The organism is Winogradskyella schleiferi, assembly GCF_013394655.1.
In the GTDB taxonomy this organism is placed as follows: Bacteria; Bacteroidota; Bacteroidia; order Flavobacteriales; family Flavobacteriaceae; genus Winogradskyella; species Winogradskyella schleiferi.
Window position 1 is genome coordinate 606181 of record NZ_CP053351.1, and the last position, 24946, is coordinate 631126.

Annotated in this window: 13 protein-coding genes; all 13 read left to right on the forward strand. The window is 35.6% G+C overall.

Annotation, left to right across the window (positions count from 1 at the left end; all coding sequences use genetic code 11):
- Positions 1-299 precede the first annotated feature (299 nt).
- A complete protein-coding gene (locus tag HM990_RS02660; RefSeq protein ID WP_178987456.1) occupies positions 300-3368 on the forward strand; it encodes a SusC/RagA family TonB-linked outer membrane protein in 3069 nt (1022 codons plus the stop codon).
- A 7-nt stretch (positions 3369-3375) separates the two neighbouring features.
- Entirely contained in the window at positions 3376-4839 is a 1464-nt protein-coding gene (locus HM990_RS02665; protein WP_178987457.1) for a RagB/SusD family nutrient uptake outer membrane protein, read from the forward strand.
- A gap of 11 nt (positions 4840-4850) precedes the next feature.
- A complete protein-coding gene (locus HM990_RS02670; RefSeq protein ID WP_178987458.1) occupies positions 4851-6923 on the forward strand; it encodes a hypothetical protein in 2073 nt (690 codons plus the stop codon).
- A 13-nt stretch (positions 6924-6936) separates the two neighbouring features.
- Positions 6937-7854 carry a glucan endo-1,3-beta-D-glucosidase gene (locus HM990_RS02675; protein ID WP_178987459.1) on the forward strand — a complete coding sequence of 306 codons (918 nt, stop codon included), beginning with the start codon at positions 6937-6939 and terminating at the stop codon, positions 7852-7854.
- Between the two features lie 235 nt (positions 7855-8089).
- Positions 8090-11254 carry a glycoside hydrolase family 2 TIM barrel-domain containing protein gene (locus HM990_RS02680; protein WP_178987460.1) on the forward strand — a complete coding sequence of 1055 codons (3165 nt, stop codon included), beginning with the start codon at positions 8090-8092 and terminating at the stop codon, positions 11252-11254.
- A gap of 10 nt (positions 11255-11264) precedes the next feature.
- Positions 11265-13184, forward strand: a complete 1920-nt coding sequence (locus tag HM990_RS02685; RefSeq protein WP_178987461.1) for an Ig-like domain-containing protein — start codon at positions 11265-11267, stop codon at positions 13182-13184.
- A 52-nt stretch (positions 13185-13236) separates the two neighbouring features.
- The gene (locus tag HM990_RS02690) at positions 13237-14097 is read left to right on the forward strand and encodes a glycoside hydrolase family 16 protein (RefSeq protein WP_178987462.1); all 861 of its coding nucleotides are present in this window, start codon (positions 13237-13239) and stop codon (positions 14095-14097) included.
- An 83-nt stretch (positions 14098-14180) separates the two neighbouring features.
- A complete protein-coding gene (locus tag HM990_RS02695; protein ID WP_178991800.1) occupies positions 14181-17627 on the forward strand; it encodes a hypothetical protein in 3447 nt (1148 codons plus the stop codon).
- A gap of 11 nt (positions 17628-17638) precedes the next feature.
- A complete protein-coding gene (locus tag HM990_RS02700) occupies positions 17639-18922 on the forward strand; it encodes a glycosyl hydrolase family 17 protein (RefSeq protein ID WP_178987463.1) in 1284 nt (427 codons plus the stop codon).
- 12 nt (positions 18923-18934) lie between these two features.
- Positions 18935-20443, forward strand: a complete 1509-nt coding sequence (locus HM990_RS02705; protein ID WP_178987464.1) for a glycoside hydrolase family 30 protein — start codon at positions 18935-18937, stop codon at positions 20441-20443.
- A gap of 2 nt (positions 20444-20445) precedes the next feature.
- Positions 20446-22011: an MFS transporter gene (locus tag HM990_RS02710; protein ID WP_178987465.1), complete on the forward strand. Its 1566-nt coding sequence runs from the start codon at positions 20446-20448 to the stop codon at positions 22009-22011.
- A gap of 21 nt (positions 22012-22032) precedes the next feature.
- Positions 22033-22947: a glycoside hydrolase family 17 protein gene (locus HM990_RS02715; RefSeq protein WP_178987466.1), complete on the forward strand. Its 915-nt coding sequence runs from the start codon at positions 22033-22035 to the stop codon at positions 22945-22947.
- A 274-nt stretch (positions 22948-23221) separates the two neighbouring features.
- Positions 23222-24793: a T9SS type A sorting domain-containing protein gene (locus HM990_RS02720; RefSeq protein ID WP_178987467.1), complete on the forward strand. Its 1572-nt coding sequence runs from the start codon at positions 23222-23224 to the stop codon at positions 24791-24793.
- The last annotated feature ends 153 nt before the right edge of the window (positions 24794-24946 follow it).

A 24946-nucleotide genomic window follows, 5' to 3' on the forward strand; every position in this document is an offset into this window, starting at 1 on the left:
TACAAATGCAGTTTTTAATAGTTTTAAGTTAGAAATGTTAAATCCTGTTAATTATCCTCGATATTAGAGAATTGCTCAAAATCAAAGGCACTTAATTGTTGTATTGACAAAAAAAAGGATTAATTTTTATTTTGTATGTTTTTTGTATGGTATTAATTTATTAAATCCTCAACCCTTTTTTATAAGTTGCATTATCTAATCAATTAATTGTAAAGATTAGTATGTTAAACGTTTTATTTCCAACAATGATTATGCAAAACGATCATTATACGTCTTTACAATAGAATAAAAACAAGAACATGAAAATAAAATTTTTAGCGCTCGCGGCATTTATTTTTTCAATTACAGCTTATGCGCAAAATTTAAATGTTTCTGGTACTGTTACAGAAGCATCTTCGGGACAACCTTTGCCTGGTGTAAATGTAATTCTTAAAAACACTTCTAAAGGGGCATCAACAGATTTTGATGGAAATTTCACTTTAAATGATGTACCGCTTAATTCAGTGCTGGTTGTTTCTTATTTGGGATTCGTAACCCAGGAAATTAAAATTGTTGATAGCCAGCCGTTGTCTATTTCCTTAGTGGAGGATTCGGAATCGTTAAAAGAAGTGGTGGTTATTGGATATGGAACACAGACAAAAAAGGAAATTACTGGTGCTGTAGCCGTAGTTTCTAGTGAAACCGTTGAAACTTTGAAACCCACAAGAATAGAGCAAGCGTTGCAAGGCCAGGTGGCTGGTGTAAATATTGTTTCAAATTCAGGTTCGCCAGGTTCTGCTTCAACAATTAGTATTCGAGGTGTCTCAACCAATGGAGATTCAAGACCTTTAATTTTAGTGGATGGAACGGTTGTGGAAGATTTAAGTGTCATTAATCCAAATGATATTGAGACCATAAATATCTTAAAAGATGCAACTGCTGGTATATATGGCGTAAGAGCTGCAAATGGCGTGATTCTTATTACTACAAAATCGGGTAGAAAAAATATGCCTCTTACTATTGAATATAATGGTTATGGAGGTTTTCAAGAAACGACACGAAAGCTGCCGATGTTAAATGCAACTGAGTATGGGCTATTACTGAATGAGTCATTTGCAGCCAATGGTGACCCATTGGATTTTCCAGATGTATCTGGATTAGGCCAAGGTACAGATTGGCAAGATCAAGTTTTTGAGAATCGTGCGCCAATTTACAGTAATGCTATAACCTTAAAAGGAGGTGGAGAAAAGTCTACTTATGCTGTAAGTAATTCATTCTTAAGCCAAAATGGTATTGTAGGTGGTAATAAATCAAAATTTACAAGATTGACCCAACGAGGCAGCTATAGCGTGGATTTAATTAAAGATTTAAAGTTAAGCGCTGGTTTAACTTGGACACATACCGTTAGAAGAACCCTTCCTGAAACAGGAATAGGTTCGGTATTATTTAATGCCCTTAATATGGCGCCGACTATAGCGCCAAACGGTTCTGCTGAAAATCTTGGTTTTGAGGTCGTAAATCCTGTTAAGCAAATAGAAAATACCTATAACATTGGTTTAGTAGATAGAATAAATGGAAATATTAACCTGTCCTATAAATTTTTAGAGCATTTTACGGCGCAGGCTAGTTATCAATTCAATTATGCTAAAGTAACTAGTAATTCGTTCTCGCCTTTTGTTGATTACGGAATTATAGGGACCAATGATAAAGTATTTGATTTAAGACGAAACGAAGATTCAGATAATAATACGGTTTATGAAGGTAGGTCGTTTTTTAGGGACTATACATTTGATGCGTTTGTTAAATACGAGAATAGTTTTAACGACCGTCATAACTTAAATGTATTATTAGGGACCTCTGTATTTAAAACGAGCGGTGATTTCATAAGTTTTACGGGCTTTGGAATTAGGGATAATTATATTGGGAACGCTAACTTAGAAGATGCTACACGATTCCAGAATAATAACCCTAATGGAAATGATCTTAGTTTTGATCAAAGGTTACTATCCTATTTTGCAAGAGTACAATACGACTATAAAGGGAAGTACTTATTATCTGCAGTAATAAGACGTGATGGCTCAACAAATTTTGGTCCTAATAATAAATTTGGTTTCTTTCCATCTGGTTCTATTGGGTGGATAGCGTCAGACGAAGATTTTTTGGAAGACAGTAAGTTTCTTGACTTTTTAAAACTTAGGGTTTCCTATGGTATTTTGGGTAATGATAGAATTGGTCCTTTTGGGTACGTCTCGGTTTTAGACGGCGAAGCGACTTATGTATTTGATAATACATTGGTTTTTGGTGCTGCTGCGGGAAGAATATCAAATCCAGAAATACAATGGGAACAACAAGAAACTTTTAATATTGGTTTAGACATGCGTTTTTGGGACAATAAGGTGGATGTGACTATGGATTATTTTAATAAGCGCACAAATGATCTTTTGGTGCAACCCGACGCTTCAGGTCTTATTGGTGTAGGTGCACCAAGTTCTTCACCACCAATTATAAATGCAGGTGTTGTTGATAATAAAGGATTCGAATTTTCCCTTGGCTATTCAGAGCAATTGAGCGATAATTTTAAATTCAACTTAAAATATAATGTGACTGCTCTTGATAACAATGTTGTTTCAGTTAGTCAAGAAGGCGGATTTGTGCCAGGAGGTGCATTTGGTATTGGTCAAGAAGCACCATCTCGTATGGAAGCCGGTCAGCCTATTGGTTATTTTAGAGGTTTTAAAACTAATGGTATTTTTCAGAATCAAGCACAAATAGATAATTCACCAATACTTAACAACAATACACAACCAGGTGATTTAATTTTTGTAGATATTAATGAAGATGGTGTTATTGATGATTTGGATAAGACCTATATCGGAGATCCAATAGCAGATATTACAATGGGATTAAATCTGTCTTTCGATTTTTATAATTTCGATTTCGGAGCTTATGCCTTTGCATCTATTGGTAATGATATCGTAAGGAATTACGAAAGAAACCTTCCTTTAACAAATAGAAGCATTCAATATTTAAACCGTTGGACGGGTGAAGGAACAAGTAATACGTTTCCAAGAGTCACAACAGGAGCAACAAATAACACTTTGTTTTCGGATTTTTATGTAGAGGACGGCTCTTATTTAAGATTACAAAATGTACAATTGGGCTATTCAGTGTCGCCTGATGCATCTGAAAAATGGGGTTTTAATAAGTTAAGATTTTATGTCTCGGTAACTAACTTGTTTACCTTAACGGAATATACGGGTTATGACCCAACCACTTCTGTTGGTTTTAACTCAGATACAGGGAGCAGTAATGCCATAGGTAGTGGAATCGATTATGGATTCTACCCTAATCCAAGAACATATTTAGTAGGAATGAACTTAAAATTTTAATAGAACCATGAAAAATTTAAAAATAATATACGTTTTTATAGCATTGTTTGTCATGGCTTCATGCAGTGACGACTTCGTAGATATAGATTCAAACAATGAAAATTCTGAAGATTTTTTCAATTCGGAAGAAGATTACCAAGATGCCCTAATTGGAGCATACGATTTATTGCAGGCAACCTACTTAAACGTTTTACTTGGTGAAATAGCATCAGATAATACATTGGCTGGTGGAGAAAACGCGAATGATGTGCCTGGGTTTCAGCAAATCGATGATATGATCCATACGCCTATTAACGCTCAATTGAGGTCTATTTGGCAATGGATGTATGCAGGTGTTTATAGAGCTAATTACATCATGGAATTTCAAGATAAAACGGACTTTCCAGGAAAAGCAGGAGTTTTGGCGCAAACCAGATTCTTAAGAGCCTATTATTACTTTGAATTGGTAAAATGGTTTGGTGATGTCCCGTTTGCTGTGGATACACGTATCCAATTTGGAGATCAATTTTCAATTCCTAGAACACCAAAGGCTGAGATCTATGCACAAATAGAGTTAGACTTAATTTATGCGGCAGACAATTTACCATATGTACAATCTCAGGCAGGTAGAATTACCAAAGGGGCTGCGCAAGCTTTATTGGGTAAAGTCTATCTTTTCCAGGATAAATTTGCTGAAGCTGCGGCAGTTTTAGAGGATGTTATAGATAATGGACCTTATGATCTAATCTCAGATTATAGTACCATGTTTGAAAACGATAACGAGAATAATATAGAATCAGTTTTCGAAGTTCAATATACAGATCTTGAGGGCGCAGGCTTTGGCTGTCTGCAATGTAGTGAAGGAAATGTTGCGGTAGGGTTTAATGGTATTAGAGGCTATAATGGCCCATTGTTTGAATCTGGCTTTAGTTTCAATGTTCCAACACAGGAAGTTGTAGACGAGTTTGAAGAAGGTGATATGAGATTGGAAACCGCTATTTTAGATATAGATGCTTGGGCTGCCGATACTGGTGCTACTTATAGCACTGGTTATGAGCATACAGGTTATTATAATAGAAAGTATATCTCAAGACAAGGAGACGCCAATATTGGAGATGCGAATTTAACCAATCCTAATAATTACCGAGCAATTAGATTTGCAGATGTCCTATTAATGGCTGCGGAAGCGCTTAATAGAGGAGGTATTAGTGATGATAGGGCTCAAATGTACCTAAACCGTGTACGAGAGCGTGCGTTCGGAAACGCTGATAATAACGTCTCAGCCACAGGAAGTGCATTAACAGAAGCAATATACCATGAGCGTAGAGTTGAGTTAGTAGGTGAAGGTCATCGTTTCTTCGATTTAGTAAGAACAGGTAGAGCTGCTTCAGAAATTGACGGATTCCAAACTGGTAAGAATGAAGTATTTCCAATACCTTTAATTGAAATCCAATTAGCTGGAAATCAATGGGAACAAAATCCAAATTATTAAAAAAAAAGAAAATGAAAAATATAAGATTAATTTTAGTGAGTCTTGTTCTTGTGGCCTTCATAGGTTGTGAGTCTGACGAACGAGACACGCAATATTTGCAAAATGCGGATGCACCAAGCGACATTGTATTAGATTTTAGAACAACCCAAGACAATTCTGGTCTTGTTACAATTACACCTACGGCCGTCGGCGCTACCAAATTTGACATCGCTTATGGTGATGCAGCTAATACCTCTGTAGAATTGTTGCCAGGTGAAAGTGTGGATAATGTTTTTGAAGAAGGAACTTACACTGTTGTCGCTTTAGCTACTGCTGTTAATGGTAAAACAACACAAATAGAACAAGAACTTGTAGTTTCTTTTCAGGCGCCACAAAATCTTATGGTAACTATAGAAAATGATCCTGCTTTCTCTAAACGTGTAAACGTTACGGCAACCGCAGAATTCGCTATGAGTTTTGAAGTTGATTTTGGGGAATCAGGCAGTGAGCCTATAGTTGGTAATATTGGAGATACCGTTTCATTCGATTACCTGGAAGCCGGAACCTACACAATTACTGTAGAAGCAATGGGTTCAGCTATAGAAACTACAACGTATACCGAGGTGGATTTTGAAGTGACTGAAATTCTTGCGCCAATTGTGTCCGCAAGTACACCACCATCTCGTAATGATGAGGATGTTATCTCTATTTTTAGTGATGCTTACACTGATATTCCGAATACAGATTTCTTCCCTAATTGGGGGCAATCTACTGTATATACACCATTTGATTTAAATGGTGATGCCATGATACAGTATAGCAATCTCAATTATCAAGGTATTAACATAGGTGCAGCGGTTGATGCATCTGGTATGGAAATGCTTCATATAGATATTTGGACACCAGACGCAACTACTATAGATATTTATCCATTACCAAATGGTGTACAACCTGCAGATGAAAGGTTTGTTACAAAAGCTTTAGTGCCTAATGAATGGAACAGTTTTGATATTCCCATGGAGGATTTTACAAATCAAGGCTTACCAGTAAATGACTTATTACAGTTTAAATTTGTAGGAAGTGGTACTGTTTTTATTGATAATCTTTATTTCTGGAAAACACCAACAGGACCACCACCTTTTGTAGGGACTTGGAAAATGGCACCCGAAGCTGGTTCGTTGGGAGTTGGACCTACGCCTGGCGATACACAGTGGTTTGCCTGCGATGACGCTTGTGTTGCGCAAAGGGCATGCTATTTTGATGATACTTATGTGTTTGGAGTAGATGGAACATTTATAAATAATTTGGGTACAGAAAGCTGGATTGAGCCATGGCAAGGCGGATCAGATTCATGTGGCGCACCAGTTGCTCCGTATGATGGATCGGCAATTGCAACTTATAGCTATGACGTTAGTTCTGGACAACTTACACTAAATGGGGAAGGCGCATATATAGGGTTGCCAAAAGCCAATAACCAAGGCGAGTTGCCTAATGTAGCTGTTCCTAGCGCTATTACATATGATATTTTACTTTCTGAAGACGATACGGTGATGAACGTTACAATTGAAGCGGGTAGCGGAGTCTTCTGGCAATATAAATTAGTCAAAGAAGCTGATGTTTCTCCTTTAGAAGGATCTTGGTCAATGTCGCAAGAGTCTGGCTCATTAGGCGTTGGACCTGCAGTTGGTGATGTAACGTGGTTTGGTTGTGACGATGCTTGTGTCGCAGCAAGAGCCTGTTATTTCGATGATACTTTTGTTTTTGGAGCAGATGGATCATTTACAAATGTGCTTGGTGCTGAGACTTGGATAGAAGGATGGCAAGGTGGCACAGATACATGTGGTTCACCAGTAGCTCCTTATGACGGTACTGCCCAAGCTTCTTATGTTTATGATGAAACAGCCGGAACCTTATTGATAGATGGAACTGGTGCTTATATAGGTATACCAAAGGCAAATAATCAAGGAGAACTTCCGAATGTAGCTGTTCCTTCATCGATAATTTATAATGTAACATTGTCAGAAAACAATACGGTAATGGATGTATATATAGAGTCAGGTACGGGTTCAGGAGTGTTCTGGCAATATAAATTGGTTAAAAATTAATGAAAATTTAAACATGAAAAATTTAAAATATATAGTATTGAGTTTATTCTCAATGGTAGTAATTACGGGATGTCAAGATGATGATATTGAGTTTGGTGACATTACTGCACCAACAAATATTCAAATTGATGTTGATATACAAGGTGCAGATGCAGATAATCCCAATGGCGATGGTAGTGGAATTGTTAATTTTATTACTACTGCGGATAATGTAATTTCATTTCAATACAGTTATAATGGTAGTGTAAGTTCAGCACCTGCTGGTGCTCAATCTTATAATTTTTCAATATTGGGCTTAAATACCTATTCTGTAACTGTAATTGCATTCGGTACAGGTGGTGCTTCAACTAGTAAAACGATTGAAGTAGAGGTGCTTTCAACTTATGAGCCGCCAGCTGATTTAATAACAATGTTGACGGCAAATAGTTCTAGAACATGGCGAATTAAAAGTGAGGCCCCTGGGCACTTTGGTTTAGGAGCCATTGGAGGTGATCTAAATGGCTTTTTTAGTGCTCCACCTGAAGATAAAGCTGGTGTTGGAATGTATGACGATAGATATATCTTTAATATTGATGGTACCTTTACACATATCACAGATAATACAAATGATGATCCAGATTTGAATACTGATGGTACCGTTTTTGGTCGTGAGAACTTAATAGATGAATTAAATGGTCCGGCACCTCAAGATGCTACAGCAAATGGCGCAGATATTGAAAATTATCCTTACTTCGATTATTCTGAACAATGGTTTCTTACAGGACCTGGTGGTGTAGAAACTTTAAACCTTACTGGTATAGGGTTTTTAGGATACTATATTGGTGGTGATCATACTTACATTATAGAAAGTCGTTCTGCAAACGAAATGACTGTAAGATCCACAGATGGGAATGGTGAATTTGATTGGGGATTTATTCTAATAGCTGAATAAGATGCGTTAATATTAGAAATCTTGGACTTAGTTATAGAATTTATAGTAGTCTTATAGCTTTCTAAATGTAGAGTAAGTGTCTTAAGCTAATCTATTCTTTTAGATAAAAATGTTCTATTGTATAACTTTTGTATAGGTGTTTTTGTGAATATCCTAATTTTTTAATTTTAAATTTATCGAATTCTAAATTGCTTCGTTATTAGGAGCTGCTAAACTTTTAAAAATAATTAAGATTATGAGAAATAACTTTTTGAGTCTAATATTCATGCTCGTTGTTATTCCCGCATTTTGTCAAGCTGATAAGGTGTCAGTAATAAATAATAATGAAGGAATGAAATTGGTTGTCAATGGCGAAGATTTTATGATTAATGGTATGAATTGGGACTACGTACCAATAGGTACAAATTACAATTACAGTCTATGGAAGCAATCAGATGATATTATCAAAGCTGCGCTAGATGCTGAAATGTCGTTGTTAAAGAACATGGGCGTAAATGCAATTAGGCAGTATACAGGTATTCAGCCTAAATGGATCACTTATATTTATGAAAACTACGGTATTTATACGATGCTTAATCATTCGTTTGGACGTTATGGTTTAACGCTCAATGGTGCTTGGGTTCCTGTTACAGATTATAGAGACGAAGCCACTCAAAAATTATTAATGGATGAGATTACCGAGTTAGCTGAAACTTATAAGGATACTCCTGGATTACTATTATTTTTATTAGGAAATGAAAATAACTACGGTTTATTTTGGGCAGGAGCTGAAACAGAGGATTTTCCTGATGAAGAAGATCAGAAAAGGGAAGTTGGAGAAAAGCGCGGAAGACCAATGTATAAACTTATGAATGATGCGGCTATCAAAATGAAGTCAATTGATCCGTCCCATCCTATAGCAATCTGTAATGGGGATTTATTATTCTCAGAGATTGTAGCCGAAGAATGTAAAGATGTAGATATCTATGGTACAAACATGTACCGTGGGAAATCATTTGGTGATGCTTTTGAAAGAGTTAAAAAGGAATTGAACATGCCAATTTTGTTTACAGAGTTTGGGGCCGATGCCTTCAATGCTTTAGAAAATCAGGAGGACCAAAAAATGCAAGCTTTCTTTATGGTAGAAAATTGGAAAGAAATTTACCAAAATGCTGCTGGATTAGGCAAGGCTGGTAATTCTATAGGTGGGTTTACATTTCAATTTAGTGATGGCTGGTGGAAATTAGGTCAGACAAAAAATTTAGACATACATGATACTGGAGCTTCGTGGGCTAATGGAGGGTATTACTTAGATACAAAAGGTGGAAGTAATAACATGAATGAAGAGTGGTTTGGGATCTGTGCAAAAGGACCAACTAATGAGAGAGGATTATATACCTTATATCCACGTTCTGCGTACTATTCGCTAAAAGAAGCACATCAACTCAACCCATATGATGAAGATGTGACTGCTGATTTTATTATCAATTATTTTTCCAATATTAATTTAATGGATGGTGTTCTAAGAGCAAGAGGTGATAAAGCCGCATTAGGCGGTAGTGAGAAAATACGTATTAGTCAGTTAACGGCGAAGTTCACAACGTTTAATACTGGTGGAAGCCTTATAACTACTCCAGATAATGCAGATGCGAATAGCGATACTTTTCCAAATCAATTAGGTTTTGACCACATGCAATCTTATTTCGTGGGGATTGAAGGTAAACCTTCTTCAAATATGAGAGCTAATGTAAACTTTAACGTTATTGGTAAAGTAGCCGAAAATCCTATAGATGAAATTTTTTACGAAAACAGGGCAAGACCTGTCACGTCCCTTGATGGAAATAACCAACAAGTTGTGGTTAGCGATATCAATCGCGTTAATGTATACAATGCAGAATTTGAATGGAACGCTAAAGATTTCGATTTAAGAGGTTTCTATCGTACGGGTCATTATCATTGGGGTTATGAAGGTGACTTTTTTGGTTTATATCCAGAAGCGAATTATGGGCCTAATTTAGATATCTATGGTGGTGAAATTTTAGGTATTGAAGTTGATGCTAAAGGGGATTTAGAAGGGTTAAAAGCAGCGTTCGGACCTCAATTGTGGTGGGGAGCAAACCCAACAGCACTATTAAAATACAGTCGTACTTTTGGAAAATTCGATGTGACTGGTATTTATCATAGAGATCTTCAAACAGAAATCCAATTTGATGAAAACGGACGTCGTATATTAGATATTAACCAAGTTCGTAGTGGTGTGATTCCTGCTTTTCCAACGGAAAGAGCAACAATTGCTGTAGAAAGAGATTTTGGTAAATTTGGAATAACGGTAGGTGGAATTTGGGCAGGAAGCCCATTAAACGGAAGTTCATTTCAAGATTTTACAGGTGGTCCAGGCAATTACAGTGTTTTTGTAGACAAAGTAAGAGCTGAAGACAATTGGGGTGGAAAGGCTAAAATTACTTATCAAGGAGGAAAAATAAACGCGTATGCACAAGCTGCTGTTATGGGGTTAGTTGCTAATGCCGGCGCAGATCAGACCCAAACGTTTACTGGTTGGAAATTAAAGGATAACGGAAGTGGTAACCAATCGAATGTTCTTGCCGGATTAACATATACCGTTGGAGATTTTCAAATCGCTCCCAACTTTTTATGGCAAAAACCATTGGTAGAGGCCATGCCCAATGATGTGGATGCTCCAGGAAGATTAAGAAATGTTATTGACGATCCATTTGCAGTTAGAGGTAACAGAGAGACAACAGCCGGTGAAATCCTTATTACTTTTGATCCAACACCAGGGACCTGGATGTACGAATGGGATAACGACCGTGCTGAGGATGCTGAATTCGCAATGAACCTAGGTTTTGTTTACCGTCATCTTCCAACAACACAAGATGCACATATTGGTTTCTTAGCAAATCGTCAATTTTTTGCATTTCCTAATTCAGTACCAGCTGAAGACTTATGGGAGGTGCATACAAGAATGGTTTCTAAGTTAACTCCAGATTTAGGCATCATCGGAAATTTCTATTACGGAAATGGACAAGCCAATGGTGATTCACCAAGACTAATAAAACGCTTTGGTGGTGATATTAGAATGATTTATAATAAATGGAAATTTCAATACACACAGAAAATCAATGATTGGGGACCTTTTGATTATCATAGAGATTTTAACTTAACGTTTCCAGTACAGTTAATGTTGGATGTTTCTACATCTTTAGGAAAGCCAGATTGGTTCATCTTACCAAGTACAGTAATTGGAATTAGAGGAACTTGGCGTTCCCTTGATGCTAATTCTCCAAGGTATGCTCCTTTAGCAGCAGAAGAATTTGAAGTAGCACCTATAAGTCCTGTCGGATTTCCTGATGGTTCTGAGTGGGAGATTAGAACCTACATACATATAAATATAGGAAAATAAAAAAATAAAAATGAAAAATAAAAGATTAATTAAAATTAGAAGAGCTTTAGTTTTAGGGTTGGTTTTAACCCTAACGCTAGGATGTGAAAGAGACCTTACAGATGATGCTGTCCCAGCAACATTTCCAAGGGTAGGAGAAATATTTACTGATAATTTCGTAAGTATGGGGAGCGATTTTTACCTTCCTTTTGCAGGTTCAAAACTTGATGCGTTCTCAGTAGACAATGATGAAGGCTATGAGAGTTCAGCATCGTATCGAATTGATGTGCCAAATGCAAATGATCCCACAGGTAATTATGCTGGTGCTATATTAAGGGTAGATGGAGCAGGAAGAGACTTATCTGGCTTTGATGCACTTACTTTTTGGGCTAAAGCATCTCAAGGCGTTAGTTTAGATGCGGTTGGTTTTGGTCAAGACTTTATAGATAATCAATATCTAGTTACTGCCAATAATTTTAGCATTGGAACCAATTGGGCAAAATATACAATTCCAATTCCAGATGCTTCTAAACTAAACGAGGAGCGCGGAGTTTTTTGGTATTCTACTGGTACACAAGCTACTAATGGTTTGGGCTATATCGTATGGTTTGACGATATCAAATTCGAAAAGTTAGGTACGGTAGCACAGCCAAGACCTGCAATTTCAAATGGCAATGATTTGGTGGTGGATACTTTCACCAGTGTAAGTATACCTTTAACAGGTTTGACTCAAACCTTTAATTTAGCATCTGGCATAGACCGCACTGTAGCAGCTGCGCCAAGCTATTTTGATTTTACGTCTTCTGATCCAAGTGTAGCGTCAGTTGATGAGTCTGGTGTAGTAACTGTCAATTCTGCTGGAACATCAATTATCACGGCTACTTTAGGAGGTATGGATGCAGAAGGCTCTTTGACTATAAATTCGTTGGGTGATTTTGATTTGGCTCCAACTCCTACGAGAGACCCGAGTAATGTAACTTCAATTTACAGTGACTACTATGATAGTGTTCCTGTTGATTTTTTCAATGGATTTTGGGAACCTTTTCAAACCACATTATCGGCGGATTTTAACGTAAATGGAGATAACATTTTAAACTATACAAACTTTAATTTTGTAGGAAATCAGTTTGCTAATCCTACGGTCGATGCAACAGAAAAAAACAATCTACACATAGATATGTACATTCCAGGTAGTGTACCTGCAAATTTTGACTTTTTAATTTCAGTCGTAAATTTTGGTCCTGATCAAGTTGATGGCGGTGGCGATGATACGAGACAACAAATTTTCGTCAATTCCTCTCAAGTTGTAGCAAATACATGGATGTCATTTGATTTTCCTTTAACCTTGGCTAATAGAGATAACATCGGATTAATTATATATGAAAACATTAACGGTTCGTCATTGAGTAATTTCTACTTAGATAATATATATTTCTTCGGAATTCCTGTTTCTCCTACAGATGCTCCAGAAGCGCCAACTGAAGATGAAGTAGCCAACAATGTAATTTCAGTTTTTAGTGACTCCTATACTGATGTGGCTAACGATGGACTTAATAATTTTGATAGTGGTTCTGTCCTAGCTGTACAAAACATAGCATCTAACGATGTTTTAAAATATAGCAATCTTAATTTTACAGGCTTAGAATTTCTTGGGCCAAATATTATTGATGCCTCGGCCACAACAACATTACATCTAGACCTATGGTCTCCTGATGCAAATGAATTTAAAATTAAGTTAGTCGATTTTGGAGCGGATGGTGCTTTTGGCGGAGGTGATGATACCGAACACGAAATTAATTTGGGTGCTACTGCAACAAATCAATGGGTTGCTTATGATATTGAATTATCTGATTTCATAGGACTTGCCAGTACTCAAAATCTAGCACAAATTATCTTCGTTAATGCACCTACGGGAACACTGTTTATAGATAACCTATACTTTTATAATTAAATCATTAATCAGAAGAATAGAAAATACTATGAATCAGATAAATAAAAATAAAATGGAATCAAGAACAAAAAAAGAGAACTTATCTATATCAATGAAGTCTAAATTATCATTATCAATATGTTTCCTTTTAGCAATGTCTCTTTTAGTGCTGTATGGTTGCTCAACAGATGAAAAACAGACGGTAACAAATTTTACTAATTTAACTATGGCAGACGAATTTAATTCGCCTGGTGCACCAGATCCTACAATTTGGGGTTACAATATAGGAAATGGTAATAACGGTTGGGGAAATAATGAATTACAATATTATACAGATCGTTCGGAGAATATTGTAGTAGAAGACGGTTTACTTAAATTTACAGTACGTCAAGAATCTTATGAAGGTTCTAATTATACTTCCGCAAGACTACTTACCAAAGGTAAATTTGAACAACAATATGGGCGTTTTGAGGCCAGAATTAAATTGCCTTGGGGTCAAGGATTATGGCCAGCATTTTGGATGTTAGGAGATGATAATAATGGTACCGAAGTTTGGCCTCAAATTGGTGAAATTGATATTATGGAAAATCGTGGTCAAGAACCTACTATCATTGGTGGAGCGGTGCATGGACCTGGATACTCTGGAGGTACAGCTATAGCAAAACCATATGAATTAATGAATGATCGTTTCGATACTGGGTTTCATATTTTTGGTATAGAATGGGGTGAGAACTATATAAACTATTATGTTGATGACGTATTGTATAATCAAATTACGCCAGACGATGTACCAGGCGAATGGGTTTTTAATGATTCTTTTTATATCATTATGAATGTTGCAGTAGGAGGGTCTTATGTAGGATCACCCAATTCCTCTACAGTGTTCCCTCAAGAAATGTTGGTAGATTATGTAAGAGTTTATTCAGCGGATTAATTAGAAAATTTTATCAAAAGGCTGAGAGTTTTATCTCGGTCTTTTAAATTGTTAAATCAGATTACACAAAATCAACAAAGCTTATACTTTTGAAAAATACAACATTAGATAGAGTCATAAAATTAGAACAGGTAACTATAGATAACGAAACATATTTCAAGATTAGAAATAGCGATAAAATGCGTCCATTTTTTATGAGTATCGTAAGTGATTCTAACCATTGGATGTTCATTTCCAGTAATGGTGGATTATCAGCAGGACGTAAAAATTCTGAATTTGCTTTATTTCCTTACTATACAGATGATAAAATTACCGAGTCTGCAGATATTACTGGGAATAAATCAATTTTCCATGTACGTAAAAACAATCAAAAAATTATTTGGGAACCATTGTCTATTAGGCCTTTAGGAGGCTTTAAAATCACTCAAAATCTGTATAAAAATAGGTTCGGTAATAAGATTATATTCGAAGAGATCAATCACGATTTAGAATTAACATTTAGATATCAATGGAGTTCTAGTAATACATATGGTTTTGTAAAGACGTCAACGTTAATTAATTCTTCAAAAGAGCCTGTCTATATAACACTTTTAGATGGTATTCAAAATATTGTACCTGCTGGTATTGGTAGCTATATTCAAAATCAATCGAGTAATTTAGTAGATGCCTACAAGCGTAATGAATTAGAGAAATCTTCTGGGATTGGAATCTACGCGCTTAGCGCCACGCTTGTAGATAAAGCTGAAGCAAGTGAAGCATTAAAAGCAAATGTTGTATGGTCTTTAGGCTTAGAGCATCCCAAATATTTAGTGTCTTCTTTGCAATTAAATAACTTTAGGTCAGGTGAAGGTATTAGTCAAGAAGTAGATGTAAAAGCAGAAAAAGGCGCTTATTTTATTTCAACGGAAATAGAATTGTCTTCAAATACATCTAAGGAATGGATGCTTGTTTCAAATGTGAATCAAAACCATTCTGATATCGCTTTATTATCAAAGCAAATAAGGGAAGATAAATCCTTAGCGAAAAAAGTTAATGAAGATGTAAATAAAGGAACGGTAAACCTTATCGAATTAAATGCTGCCTCAGATGCAATTCAACTTACAGGAGATACTTTAAGAGATACACGTCATTTTGCTAATACATTATTTAATATAATGCGCGGTGGGATTTTTGACGATAATTATAATATTGAAAAATGGGATTTTAGCAATTATCTCGAAAATGCAAATAAGAAAGTAGCCAGAACATCAGAACCTGTTTTAGCGAAACTTCCAGAGGTATTTTCTTTATCGGACATACAAAAAATAGCATACAACAGTGAAGACAAAAACTTTAGACGTCTTTGCTTGGAATATATGCCTTTAAAATTTAGTCGTCGTCATGGAGATCCAAGTCGACCTTGGAATAAATTCTCAATTAATACCAGAAGTGAAATAGATGGATCTAAAATTTTAGACTATGAAGGCAATTGGAGAGATATCTTTCAAAACTGGGAAGCTTTAGCGCATTCATATCCTGAGTTTATAGAAAGTATGATTCATAAGTTCTTAAACGCAACAACTTTTGATGGCTATAATCCTTACAGAGTAACAAAAGATGGTTTTGATTGGGAAACTATTGAGCCAGACGATCCATGGTCTTACATAGGATATTGGGGAGATCATCAAATAATTTATTTGCTAAAATTTTTAGAGTTTATTCAAAATCATCAACCAGGTAAATTAGAAAGTTTCTTTGAAAAAGACTTATTTGTTTATGCAAATGTGCCATACAAAATAAAGCCATACCAAGATTTGCTTAAAAATCCTAAAGACACTATTGTTTTTGATGACGCTTTAGATCATAAAATTAATGAAGAGCGTGAACAATTAGGAGCAGATGGCGCATTACTTAGGGATGAAAATAGATTCATTATTAAAGCAAATTTTGTAGAAAAAATATTAGTAACGACAATGGCAAAACTTTCCAACTTCATACCTGAAGGCGGAATTTGGATGAACACGCAACGCCCAGAGTGGAATGACGCAAACAATGCTTTAGTTGGTAATGGCGTGTCAATGGTAACACTTTACTATTTGCGACGATTTTTTGATTTCTTCGAAGAGTTACTAGCGTCAACCACTATTAATGAGGTAGAAATTTCAAATGAAATATTTGACTTCTTTAATAGAATATTAGAAACATTTGAAATTAACAAAAACTTATTGTCAGCATCAATTAATGATACTGATAAAAGAATAATATTGGATAGCTTAGGAAAAGCTGGTAGTGCTTATAGAACTCATATTTACGACCATGCTTTTTCAGGAAGAAAATCAAGTCTTTCCATTTCTAAGCTGAAAGATTTTGTAAGTATTAGCAAATCCTTCTTGGAACATTCTATTAGAGCAAACAAACGCTCAGATAATTTATACCATGCATATAATTTAGTAACGGTAAATGAGAATTCAGTTTCAATTTCATATTTAAGTGAAATGCTAGAAGGCCAAGTTGCTGTTTTAAGTTCGGGATTTTTGAATGCTAAAGAAACGCTAGAAGTATTAGACGCATTAAAGCAAAGTAAACTATTTAGAGAGGATCAGTATAGCTATATACTTTATCCTAATAAAGAACTGAAAGGCTTTTTAGATAGAAATACCATTCCTAAAGAGGCAGTAGATTCATCGAAATTAATGCAAGAATTAGTAAAAGACGGTAATACTCAAATCCTTGAAAAGGATGTTAATGGAGACTACCATTTTAATGGAAATTTTAAAAATGCAAGTGATGTCTCTGCAGCTTTAAAAAATCTTTCTGAATCGAAATATCAGTCGCTCGTAGAATCCGATTCATCAAAAGTTTTACAGGCTTTTGAAGCTGTTTTTAATCATAAAGCATTTACAGGGCGATCAGGAACATTCTACGGCTATGAAGGTTTAGGGTCTATTTATTGGCATATGGTGTCTAAATTGCAACTTGCAGTTTTTGAATGCTGTATAAAAGCCATTCATGATCAAGCAGATGATAAGATTGTTGGAAGATTGTTAGAGCATTATTACGAAATTAATGAAGGAATAGGAGTTCATAAATCGCCAGAATTGTATGGTGCCTTTCCAACAGATCCGTATTCGCATACACCAGGAGGAAAAGGAGCGCAACAGCCAGGAATGACAGGTCAGGTGAAAGAAGATATTTTAAGCCGTTTCGGAGAGCTTGGTGTCTTTGTAAAAAATGGTAAGCTTTATTTTGATCCCTGTATGTTGCGTAAGAATGAATTTTTAAAAGAGGACAAAACCTTCGAGTACATAACAGTTGATGACAAAATAGAACATATTGAATTGTCTAAAGGCGAATTAGCTTTCACGTATTGCCAAGTTCCAATTATATATAAAATTTCGGAAAGAAATGGTATTGAAGTGACATTAGAAAATGACAAGTCTAAACGTTTTGATGGCTTAAGTTTAGATGTAGTTACAAGTAATTTGGTATTTGAGCGCTCAGGCAGAGTATCAGAAATCAGAGTACATATAAAAGAATCGTATTTAAAATAAACCCTAAGACGATGCGTAAAAAATCAATTATTATAGTTGTTTTGTTTTCTATGTTGATAATGTCGTGCAAGGAAAACAAAAAAAACAAAATGTCTGCAAATCAAACAACAAAAGAAGTGACAGCTAAAGACGTATTAGGGAATCCAGAGTATTTAGCAATTTCTTACGGAGGTTATCGAGAAAAACAAAGGGAAGTTCAACCTACAATTCAAGAGTTAAAAGCGGATATGAAAATCCTTAATGCTATGGGGATAAAGGTTTTGAGAACTTATAATGTCCACTTTGCGCAGGCCGAAAATTTGCTGAAAGCCATAACAGAATTAAAAAGTGAAGATGCCGATTTCGAAATGTATGTGATGTTAGGCATTTGGATAGATTGTGAAAACGCCTTCAATTTTTCCAATGGTGAACCAAATCATAATGCTGAAAGTGAAAGAAATGCCGTTGAGGTAAACACTGCAGTTGACTTAACAAAACGATTTCCTGATATTGTAAAAATACTTGCCGTCGGAAATGAAGCTATGGTCAAATGGGCAACCAGTTATTATGTAGAACCATGGATTATTTTGAAATGGGTGAACCATCTTCAAGATTTGAAGACATCTGGCGAATTATCTAAAGATTTATGGATCACAAGCTCAGACGATTTTTCTTCTTGGGGAGGAGGAGATCCAATATATCACACCGAAGATTTAGAAAAAATAGCTAAAGCTGTTGATTATATTTCGATGCATACCTATCCCTATCATCAATCGCATTACAATTCAGATTTTTGGAAGGTACCAGAAAACGAAGAGAATTTATCCAAAAAAGAAAAGGTCGATGCAGCCATGTTACGAGCTTTAGATTTTGCCCAAAGGCAATACGATAGTGTTTCCAACTATATGAAAAGTATCGGTGTCAATAAACCAATTCATATTGGTGAAACCGGTTGGGCTTCAATATCCAATGGTCATTATGGCAAAAATGGTTCTAGAGCCACAGACGAATATAAGCAAGGGCTATATCACAAACACATGCGTGAGTGGACCAACAAAGCTAATATTTCATGTTTCTATTTTGAAGCTTTTGATGAACAATGGAAAGATGCACAGAATCCTTTAGGCTCTGAGAATCATTTTGGGTTAATTAATCTGAAAAGTGAAGCTAAATATCCAATTTGGAATTTAGTAGACGAGGGTGTTTTTGATGGATTGAACAGGGATGGAAAACCGATTACTAAAACGTACAATGGTAATTTGGAAGCATTAATGAAAGATGTTTTAGTACCAAACACTAATTATCCTAAAGATTAGCAAAATTAAGATATGAAAGCGTCAAGATATAGCATATTACCACTCTTAATTTTAACAGTAATGAGTTGTAGTTCAGAAAAGAAAGAAAGTAAAAGATTGGAAGTTGAAATTTATGAAACTTCACAAAGCGGTAATAAACTGACAAGAATCACAGAATTTTCACAGGTAGATTCTTCGGCAGTCATCAAAATATTGCCAGAACAGAAATTTCAAACCATAACAGGTTTTGGTGGTTCCTTTACAGAGTCTTCGGCTTATTTGCTTAATAAATTGAGTAAAAAAAATCGCGATACGATTCTTCAAGCTTATTTTGCTAAAGATGGAGCGCGTTATTCACTTACAAGAACTCATATTGCTTCTTGTGATTTTTCATTAAACAATTATACGTATGCGCCAGTTTCAGGTGATATGGAATTAAAAAACTTCACAATTGAAGAAGATCGTGATGATTTAATTCCAATGATTTTGGAAGCCCATGCAATTTCAGAAGATGGTTTTAAAATCATAGCATCGCCATGGACAGCGCCACCATGGATGAAGGACAATAATGCATATGTCGGTGGAAAATTATTACCGAAATATTACGATGTGTTCGCCCTTTACTTTTCTAAATATCTCGATGCCTATAAAGCCGAAGGTATTGATATATGGGGTTTAACGCCGGTTAACGAGCCACATGGAAATGGCAATAACTGGGAAAGCATGCATTTTACTCCAGAAGAGGAAACGGATTTTGTTCAAAATCATTTAGGGCCAAAATTAGAAGCAGATGGCTACGGAAAAGTGAATATTCTGGGCTACGACCAGAATAGAAAAGGCATACAAGAATGGGTGGATGAAATGTATAAAGACGAAGCGTCTTCAAAATATTTTGATGGTTTAGCCATACATTGGTATGAGAGTACATACGACTATTTTCCTGAAGAATTACAATACGGGCATAATAAAGCACCAAACAAATACTTAATAGAAACGGAAGGTTGCGTAGATTCTGAAATTCCAAAATGGCAAGATGATTCTTGGTATTGGAAAAAGGAAGCTACTGATTGGGGCTGGGATTGGGCCTCAGCGGAGGATAAGCATTTACATCCTAAATATGCTCCAGTAAATAGATATGCAAGAGATATAATTGGCTGTCTAAACAATTGGGTAGACGGTTGGGTAGATTGGAATATGGTACTCGATAGACAAGGTGGCCCGAATTGGTTTGAAAATTGGTGCGTGGCTCCAGTAATTGTAGATCCAGAAAATGATGAGGTTTACTTTACGCCATTGTACTATACCATGGCACATTTTAGCAAATATATACGGCCAGGAGCTGAGGTGATAGGAGTCGAAAATCCTGATACCGAATTACAGGTCACAGCAGCAGAAAATCCTGATGGATCAATAGCTGTGGTTCTATTCAATGAAGAGAAAGTTGCAAAAAATTTCAATTTGAATCTTAACGATGAAACTATAACCGTCAAAATAAACGCACAAGCCATACAAACTATTATGATACCAACTAAAACTAAATAATTATGTCAAATGTAAAAACGTCAAAAAGAGTAAGAGTCCCTTATAGACAAAAAGCTGCTTTTGGTGCTGGTCATTTTGTTCTAAATCTATTGCCTGGAGTATTAGGTGTTTATTTGCAAGTGTTTATTTTAACTGCATTTGGTATGGACCCTGTTTGGGCTGGTCTTTTAGGTGGTTTACCTAGAATATTTGATGCATTGACAGATCCTATAATGGGATTTATATCTGACAACACTAAATCTCGTTACGGACGTAGAAGACCATATATATTTGCTGGGGCAATTATTAGTGGTATCCTTTTTATTCTAATGTGGCAGCTAGATGAGAATGCATCGCAAACATACAATTTTTGGTATGTAATGATTTTACAAATACTTTTCCTTGTTGGTAATACTATGTTTGCCACACCACTTGTAGGACTAGGCTATGAAATGACATCAGACTATAATGAAAGAACTAGACTTATGAGTTTGGCAAATTCAATGGGTCAAATAGCATGGATGATTGTACCTTGGTTATACGTTATTATACCAGATGTAAATACTTTCGATAATCCAGCTCAAGGTGTAAGAACTATGGCTGTTATTGTTGGTGGGGTTTGCATTTTGTTTGGGATTTTGCCTGCTTTTTTTTGTAGAGGTATTGACTCGGCAAACATGGATAATAGACAAGTAATAAATTTTAAAACGCTTGCTTCTAACATGCAAGAATTATTTAAAGGGATTAAACAAGTTTCTAAAAACAAGCCTTTCATGAAGCTTTGCGGTGCTACTTTTTTAGTATTTAATGGCTTTCAACTTGTAGCGGCATTTTCTGTATTCATAATAGTGTTTTATATGAATAGTGGTAGCTGGGAGCAAGCAGGTACTTGGCCAGCATGGTTTAATACCCTAAATGCTATAATTACGGCATTTATTGTAATACCAATAATTTCTAAAATGGCAACTAAATGGGGTAAAAGAAATGCATTTTTAATTTCCACAGCACTGTCAATTTTTGGTTATATATTAAAATGGTGGGGTTTCGATATTCAATTAAATGAAAGATTTAACCAGACGTCTATAGGGCAATCAATGACTAATGGTGTAGCTTCCTTATTTGAATTTTTAAATCCATTTTTAGAGAGTGCAGGTATGTCATGGTTTAGTATTGATGCAAGCAATGGAATTCCTTGGCTTATATTTTTGCCAATTCCCTTTTTTGCATTTGGTATGGGTGGATTATTTACCTTAATGATGAGTATGACTGCTGATGTATGTGATTTAGATGAATTAGAGAACGGAATGCCAAGAAAAGAAGGAACCTTCGGTGCTATTTATTGGTGGATGGTTAAACTTGGTCAAGCTATTGCGATCATTTTAAGTGGTGTGATATTAAAAGTTGTTGGATTCGATCAAAATATAGCTTTACAAACCACTGAAACTATGACATCTCTTAGAATGGCTGATATAGCAGTGCCAGCGTTTACCGCAGGTATGGCCATGTTGGTAATGTGGAAATACAGCTTAAATGAGAAAAGAGCTAAAGAAATTAAAGAAGTCCTCGTCGAAAGAAGAGGGGAACTATAACTAGATAAAATTATAACATAAATGTCATACAGAGAAGAATCCTATTACAACTATAAAAGTTATAGCCAAATTACGACACAAGGTATCGATGTATCAAAACTCAGATTAGAAGAGTTAAAAAACCTATGGCATAAAACGATGGAAGATGGTTTTCATGGTATATGTTTCAGTATGTATGAAGATGGTCAAAACCCAGGTGATGACATTAGTGTTGAACAAGTTGAGCGTCGTGTAAAAATATTAAGACCACATGTTGAAGCTATACGTTCATTTTCTTGTATTGAAGGTAACGAGCATGTACCAATTGTAGCAAAAAGGCATGGATTAAAAACTCTAGTAGGCGCTTGGCTAAGTGATGATAAAGAAGATAATGAAAGAGAAATTGAAGGATTGATAACCCTCGCTAAGGCTGGGAATGTTGATGTCGCTGCAGTAGGCAATGAAGTCTTATACCGCAATGATTTAACACTTGAAGAGTTGTTGGGTTATATAAAACGCGTAAAAGATGCCTTGCAAGGGTTAGACATACCTATAGGTTATGTAGATGCCTATTACGAGTTTTCCCGTCACCCTGAGTTAGTTGAAAATACCGATGTTGTATTGGCTAATTTGTATCCATTTTGGGAAGGTTGTCCTATTGAGTATGCTTTAGGTCACATGCAGGCCATGTACGGGCAAGTTGTAGATGCGGCTCAAGGTAAACCAATTATTATTACCGAAACAGGCTGGCCTAGTGAAGGTGGAAGTTTTAGAGGTGCCATTGCTACTGATAAAGCTGCAATGAAATACTTTATAGACACTATAAATTGGACGAAAGAAAACGAGATTCCAATATTTTATTTCTCATCATTTGATGAATCTTGGAAAACAGGTGATGAAGGTGATGTTGGAGCATATTGGGGACTTTGGGATAAAAATGAGAAATTGAAGTATTGATACCTACTACAACAACTAGACAATTGCCAAAATTAACACTACATTAACCATACATTTAAAAAAATGTAATATTTTAAAGTAGATATTTTCTAGGTGTTTTATTAGTTGAGATAATGATACAGCTAAAAATAATCATGTTGTATGTTTTTTGTTGTGCTAAATTTGTTGAATATCTAATAGGAGTGGTGTAATTTTATCAAATACGCAATTTTGTGATTAATTAATTAGGATTTTAAAACTATAAATTAATATAAACTATATAAAAACAAACACTATGAAAAAATTTACTTTTCTTTTTATGCTTTTAGCGATAACATTGGGTTACTCGCAATCACCAACGGATAACGCAACTGATCCACCTGCGAGAAATGCCGGTGATGTCATTTCTATATTCAGTGGTGAATACACTAATATTGCTGGTTCAGATTTCAATCCAAATTGGGGACAATCTGGCTTTGGAGTGGCTAATCCAAGTTTCGATCCAGGCACAGGTAACCTAGTTTTGGCATACCCAAACTTTAACTATCAAGGGGTGCAATTTGGATCTGCTCAAAATATTTCAGGTATGGAATTCTTGCATGTCGACATTTGGGTAAATGGAACATTCAACCCGAATGTTTATGTGATAAGTTCAGGAGCAGAGATTGCACACCCAATTACCAATACTGGAGCTGAAAGTTGGATAAGTGTTGATATTCCTGTTTCAGGAATTACAGGTGATACTAATTCAGCTATTCAATTCAAATTTGATAATGGTAATGGAACTACAGATGGTATTTATGTTGATAATTTATACTTCTGGAAAAGCCCAGTCGATCCGCTGACAGATGCTACTTTAAGTGACTTGCAGATTGACGGAACTACAATAATGGGTTTCGGGGCGTCTACCACTAATTATACTTATGAAGTAGCTTCAGGAACAACTGTGGTGCCAGAAATAACCACGGCAACAACATCTAATAGTAATGCTTCCGCTGTTATTACCCAAGCTACGGGTATTCCAGGTACGGCAACGGTTGTTGTTACTGCGGAAGATGGAACTACAACTGAAACCTACACGGTATCAATAGTTGCTACAGGACCTTCTACTGCTGCACCAACTCCACCTAATAGAACACCACAAAATGTAATATCTATTTTTAGTGATGCCTATACTGATATTGCTGTTGATACATACGATACACCATGGTGTCCAGGAACGACTTCTGAGATCATGATTGCAGGTGATGCAATAAAGCAAATTTCTGGACTTGGTTGTGAAGGCATCGAATTCGTGACTGGAAGATTTGATGCTAGTGGTTTTGACTTCTTCCACATGGATATCTTTACAGAATCAGATACTATGGACAAAAGTTTCAACATTAAATTTTCTGACTGGCAAGGTGGGACTGGAGAGGTTGGTGCGTTAGAATATTCTGCAACAAATGCAAATATACTACCGGCAACTAACCCAGGTACATGGATTTCTATAGAATTACCATTGTCGGCTTTTAACGTAATTAATGGTGTAGATGGAAGTGATTTAGTGCAATTTGTAATCACATCAGATTTAGGGACCGTTTATTATGATAATCTTTATTTACATAATAACAACTTAAGCACAGAAGAATTTGCTTCGACGAATTTTAAAGTATATCCAAACCCAACTCAAACTAATTGGAATATTGAAAGTAATACAACAATAACTTCAATTTCAGTTTATGATATTTTAGGTAAACGTGTTTCAACCTTAACTCCGAATACTAATGATATAGAGATTAGCACTGAAAATATGCAATCTGGTATCTATTTCGCAAGAATAGAAGGTGCTAATGGTTCTAAAACTGTTAAGCTTATTAAAGAATAAAATTTAATAGCAAGAGTCAATCTTTATGAAAAAGCGTGTTTATAATATTTAAACACGCTTTTTTTATTAATGAATATAGGATGTTGTAAATTGGTGGTTGAATTAGAAATAAACATTAAAATAAACGATTAAATCCGTTTCCTTACCCAAGTT

Coding starts and splice junctions, on each gene's coding strand:
- HM990_RS02660 (WP_178987456.1), top strand. CDS start 300: ATGAAAATAAAATTTTTAGCGCTCGCGGCATTTATTTTTTCAATTACA.
- HM990_RS02665 (WP_178987457.1), top strand. CDS start 3,376: ATGAAAAATTTAAAAATAATATACGTTTTTATAGCATTGTTTGTCATG.
- HM990_RS02670 (WP_178987458.1), top strand. CDS start 4,851: ATGAAAAATATAAGATTAATTTTAGTGAGTCTTGTTCTTGTGGCCTTC.
- HM990_RS02675 (WP_178987459.1), top strand. CDS start 6,937: ATGAAAAATTTAAAATATATAGTATTGAGTTTATTCTCAATGGTAGTA.
- HM990_RS02680 (WP_178987460.1), top strand. CDS start 8,090: ATGAGAAATAACTTTTTGAGTCTAATATTCATGCTCGTTGTTATTCCC.
- HM990_RS02685 (WP_178987461.1), top strand. CDS start 11,265: ATGAAAAATAAAAGATTAATTAAAATTAGAAGAGCTTTAGTTTTAGGG.
- HM990_RS02690 (WP_178987462.1), top strand. CDS start 13,237: ATGGAATCAAGAACAAAAAAAGAGAACTTATCTATATCAATGAAGTCT.
- HM990_RS02700 (WP_178987463.1), top strand. CDS start 17,639: ATGCGTAAAAAATCAATTATTATAGTTGTTTTGTTTTCTATGTTGATA.
- HM990_RS02705 (WP_178987464.1), top strand. CDS start 18,935: ATGAAAGCGTCAAGATATAGCATATTACCACTCTTAATTTTAACAGTA.
- HM990_RS02710 (WP_178987465.1), top strand. CDS start 20,446: ATGTCAAATGTAAAAACGTCAAAAAGAGTAAGAGTCCCTTATAGACAA.
- HM990_RS02715 (WP_178987466.1), top strand. CDS start 22,033: ATGTCATACAGAGAAGAATCCTATTACAACTATAAAAGTTATAGCCAA.
- HM990_RS02720 (WP_178987467.1), top strand. CDS start 23,222: ATGAAAAAATTTACTTTTCTTTTTATGCTTTTAGCGATAACATTGGGT.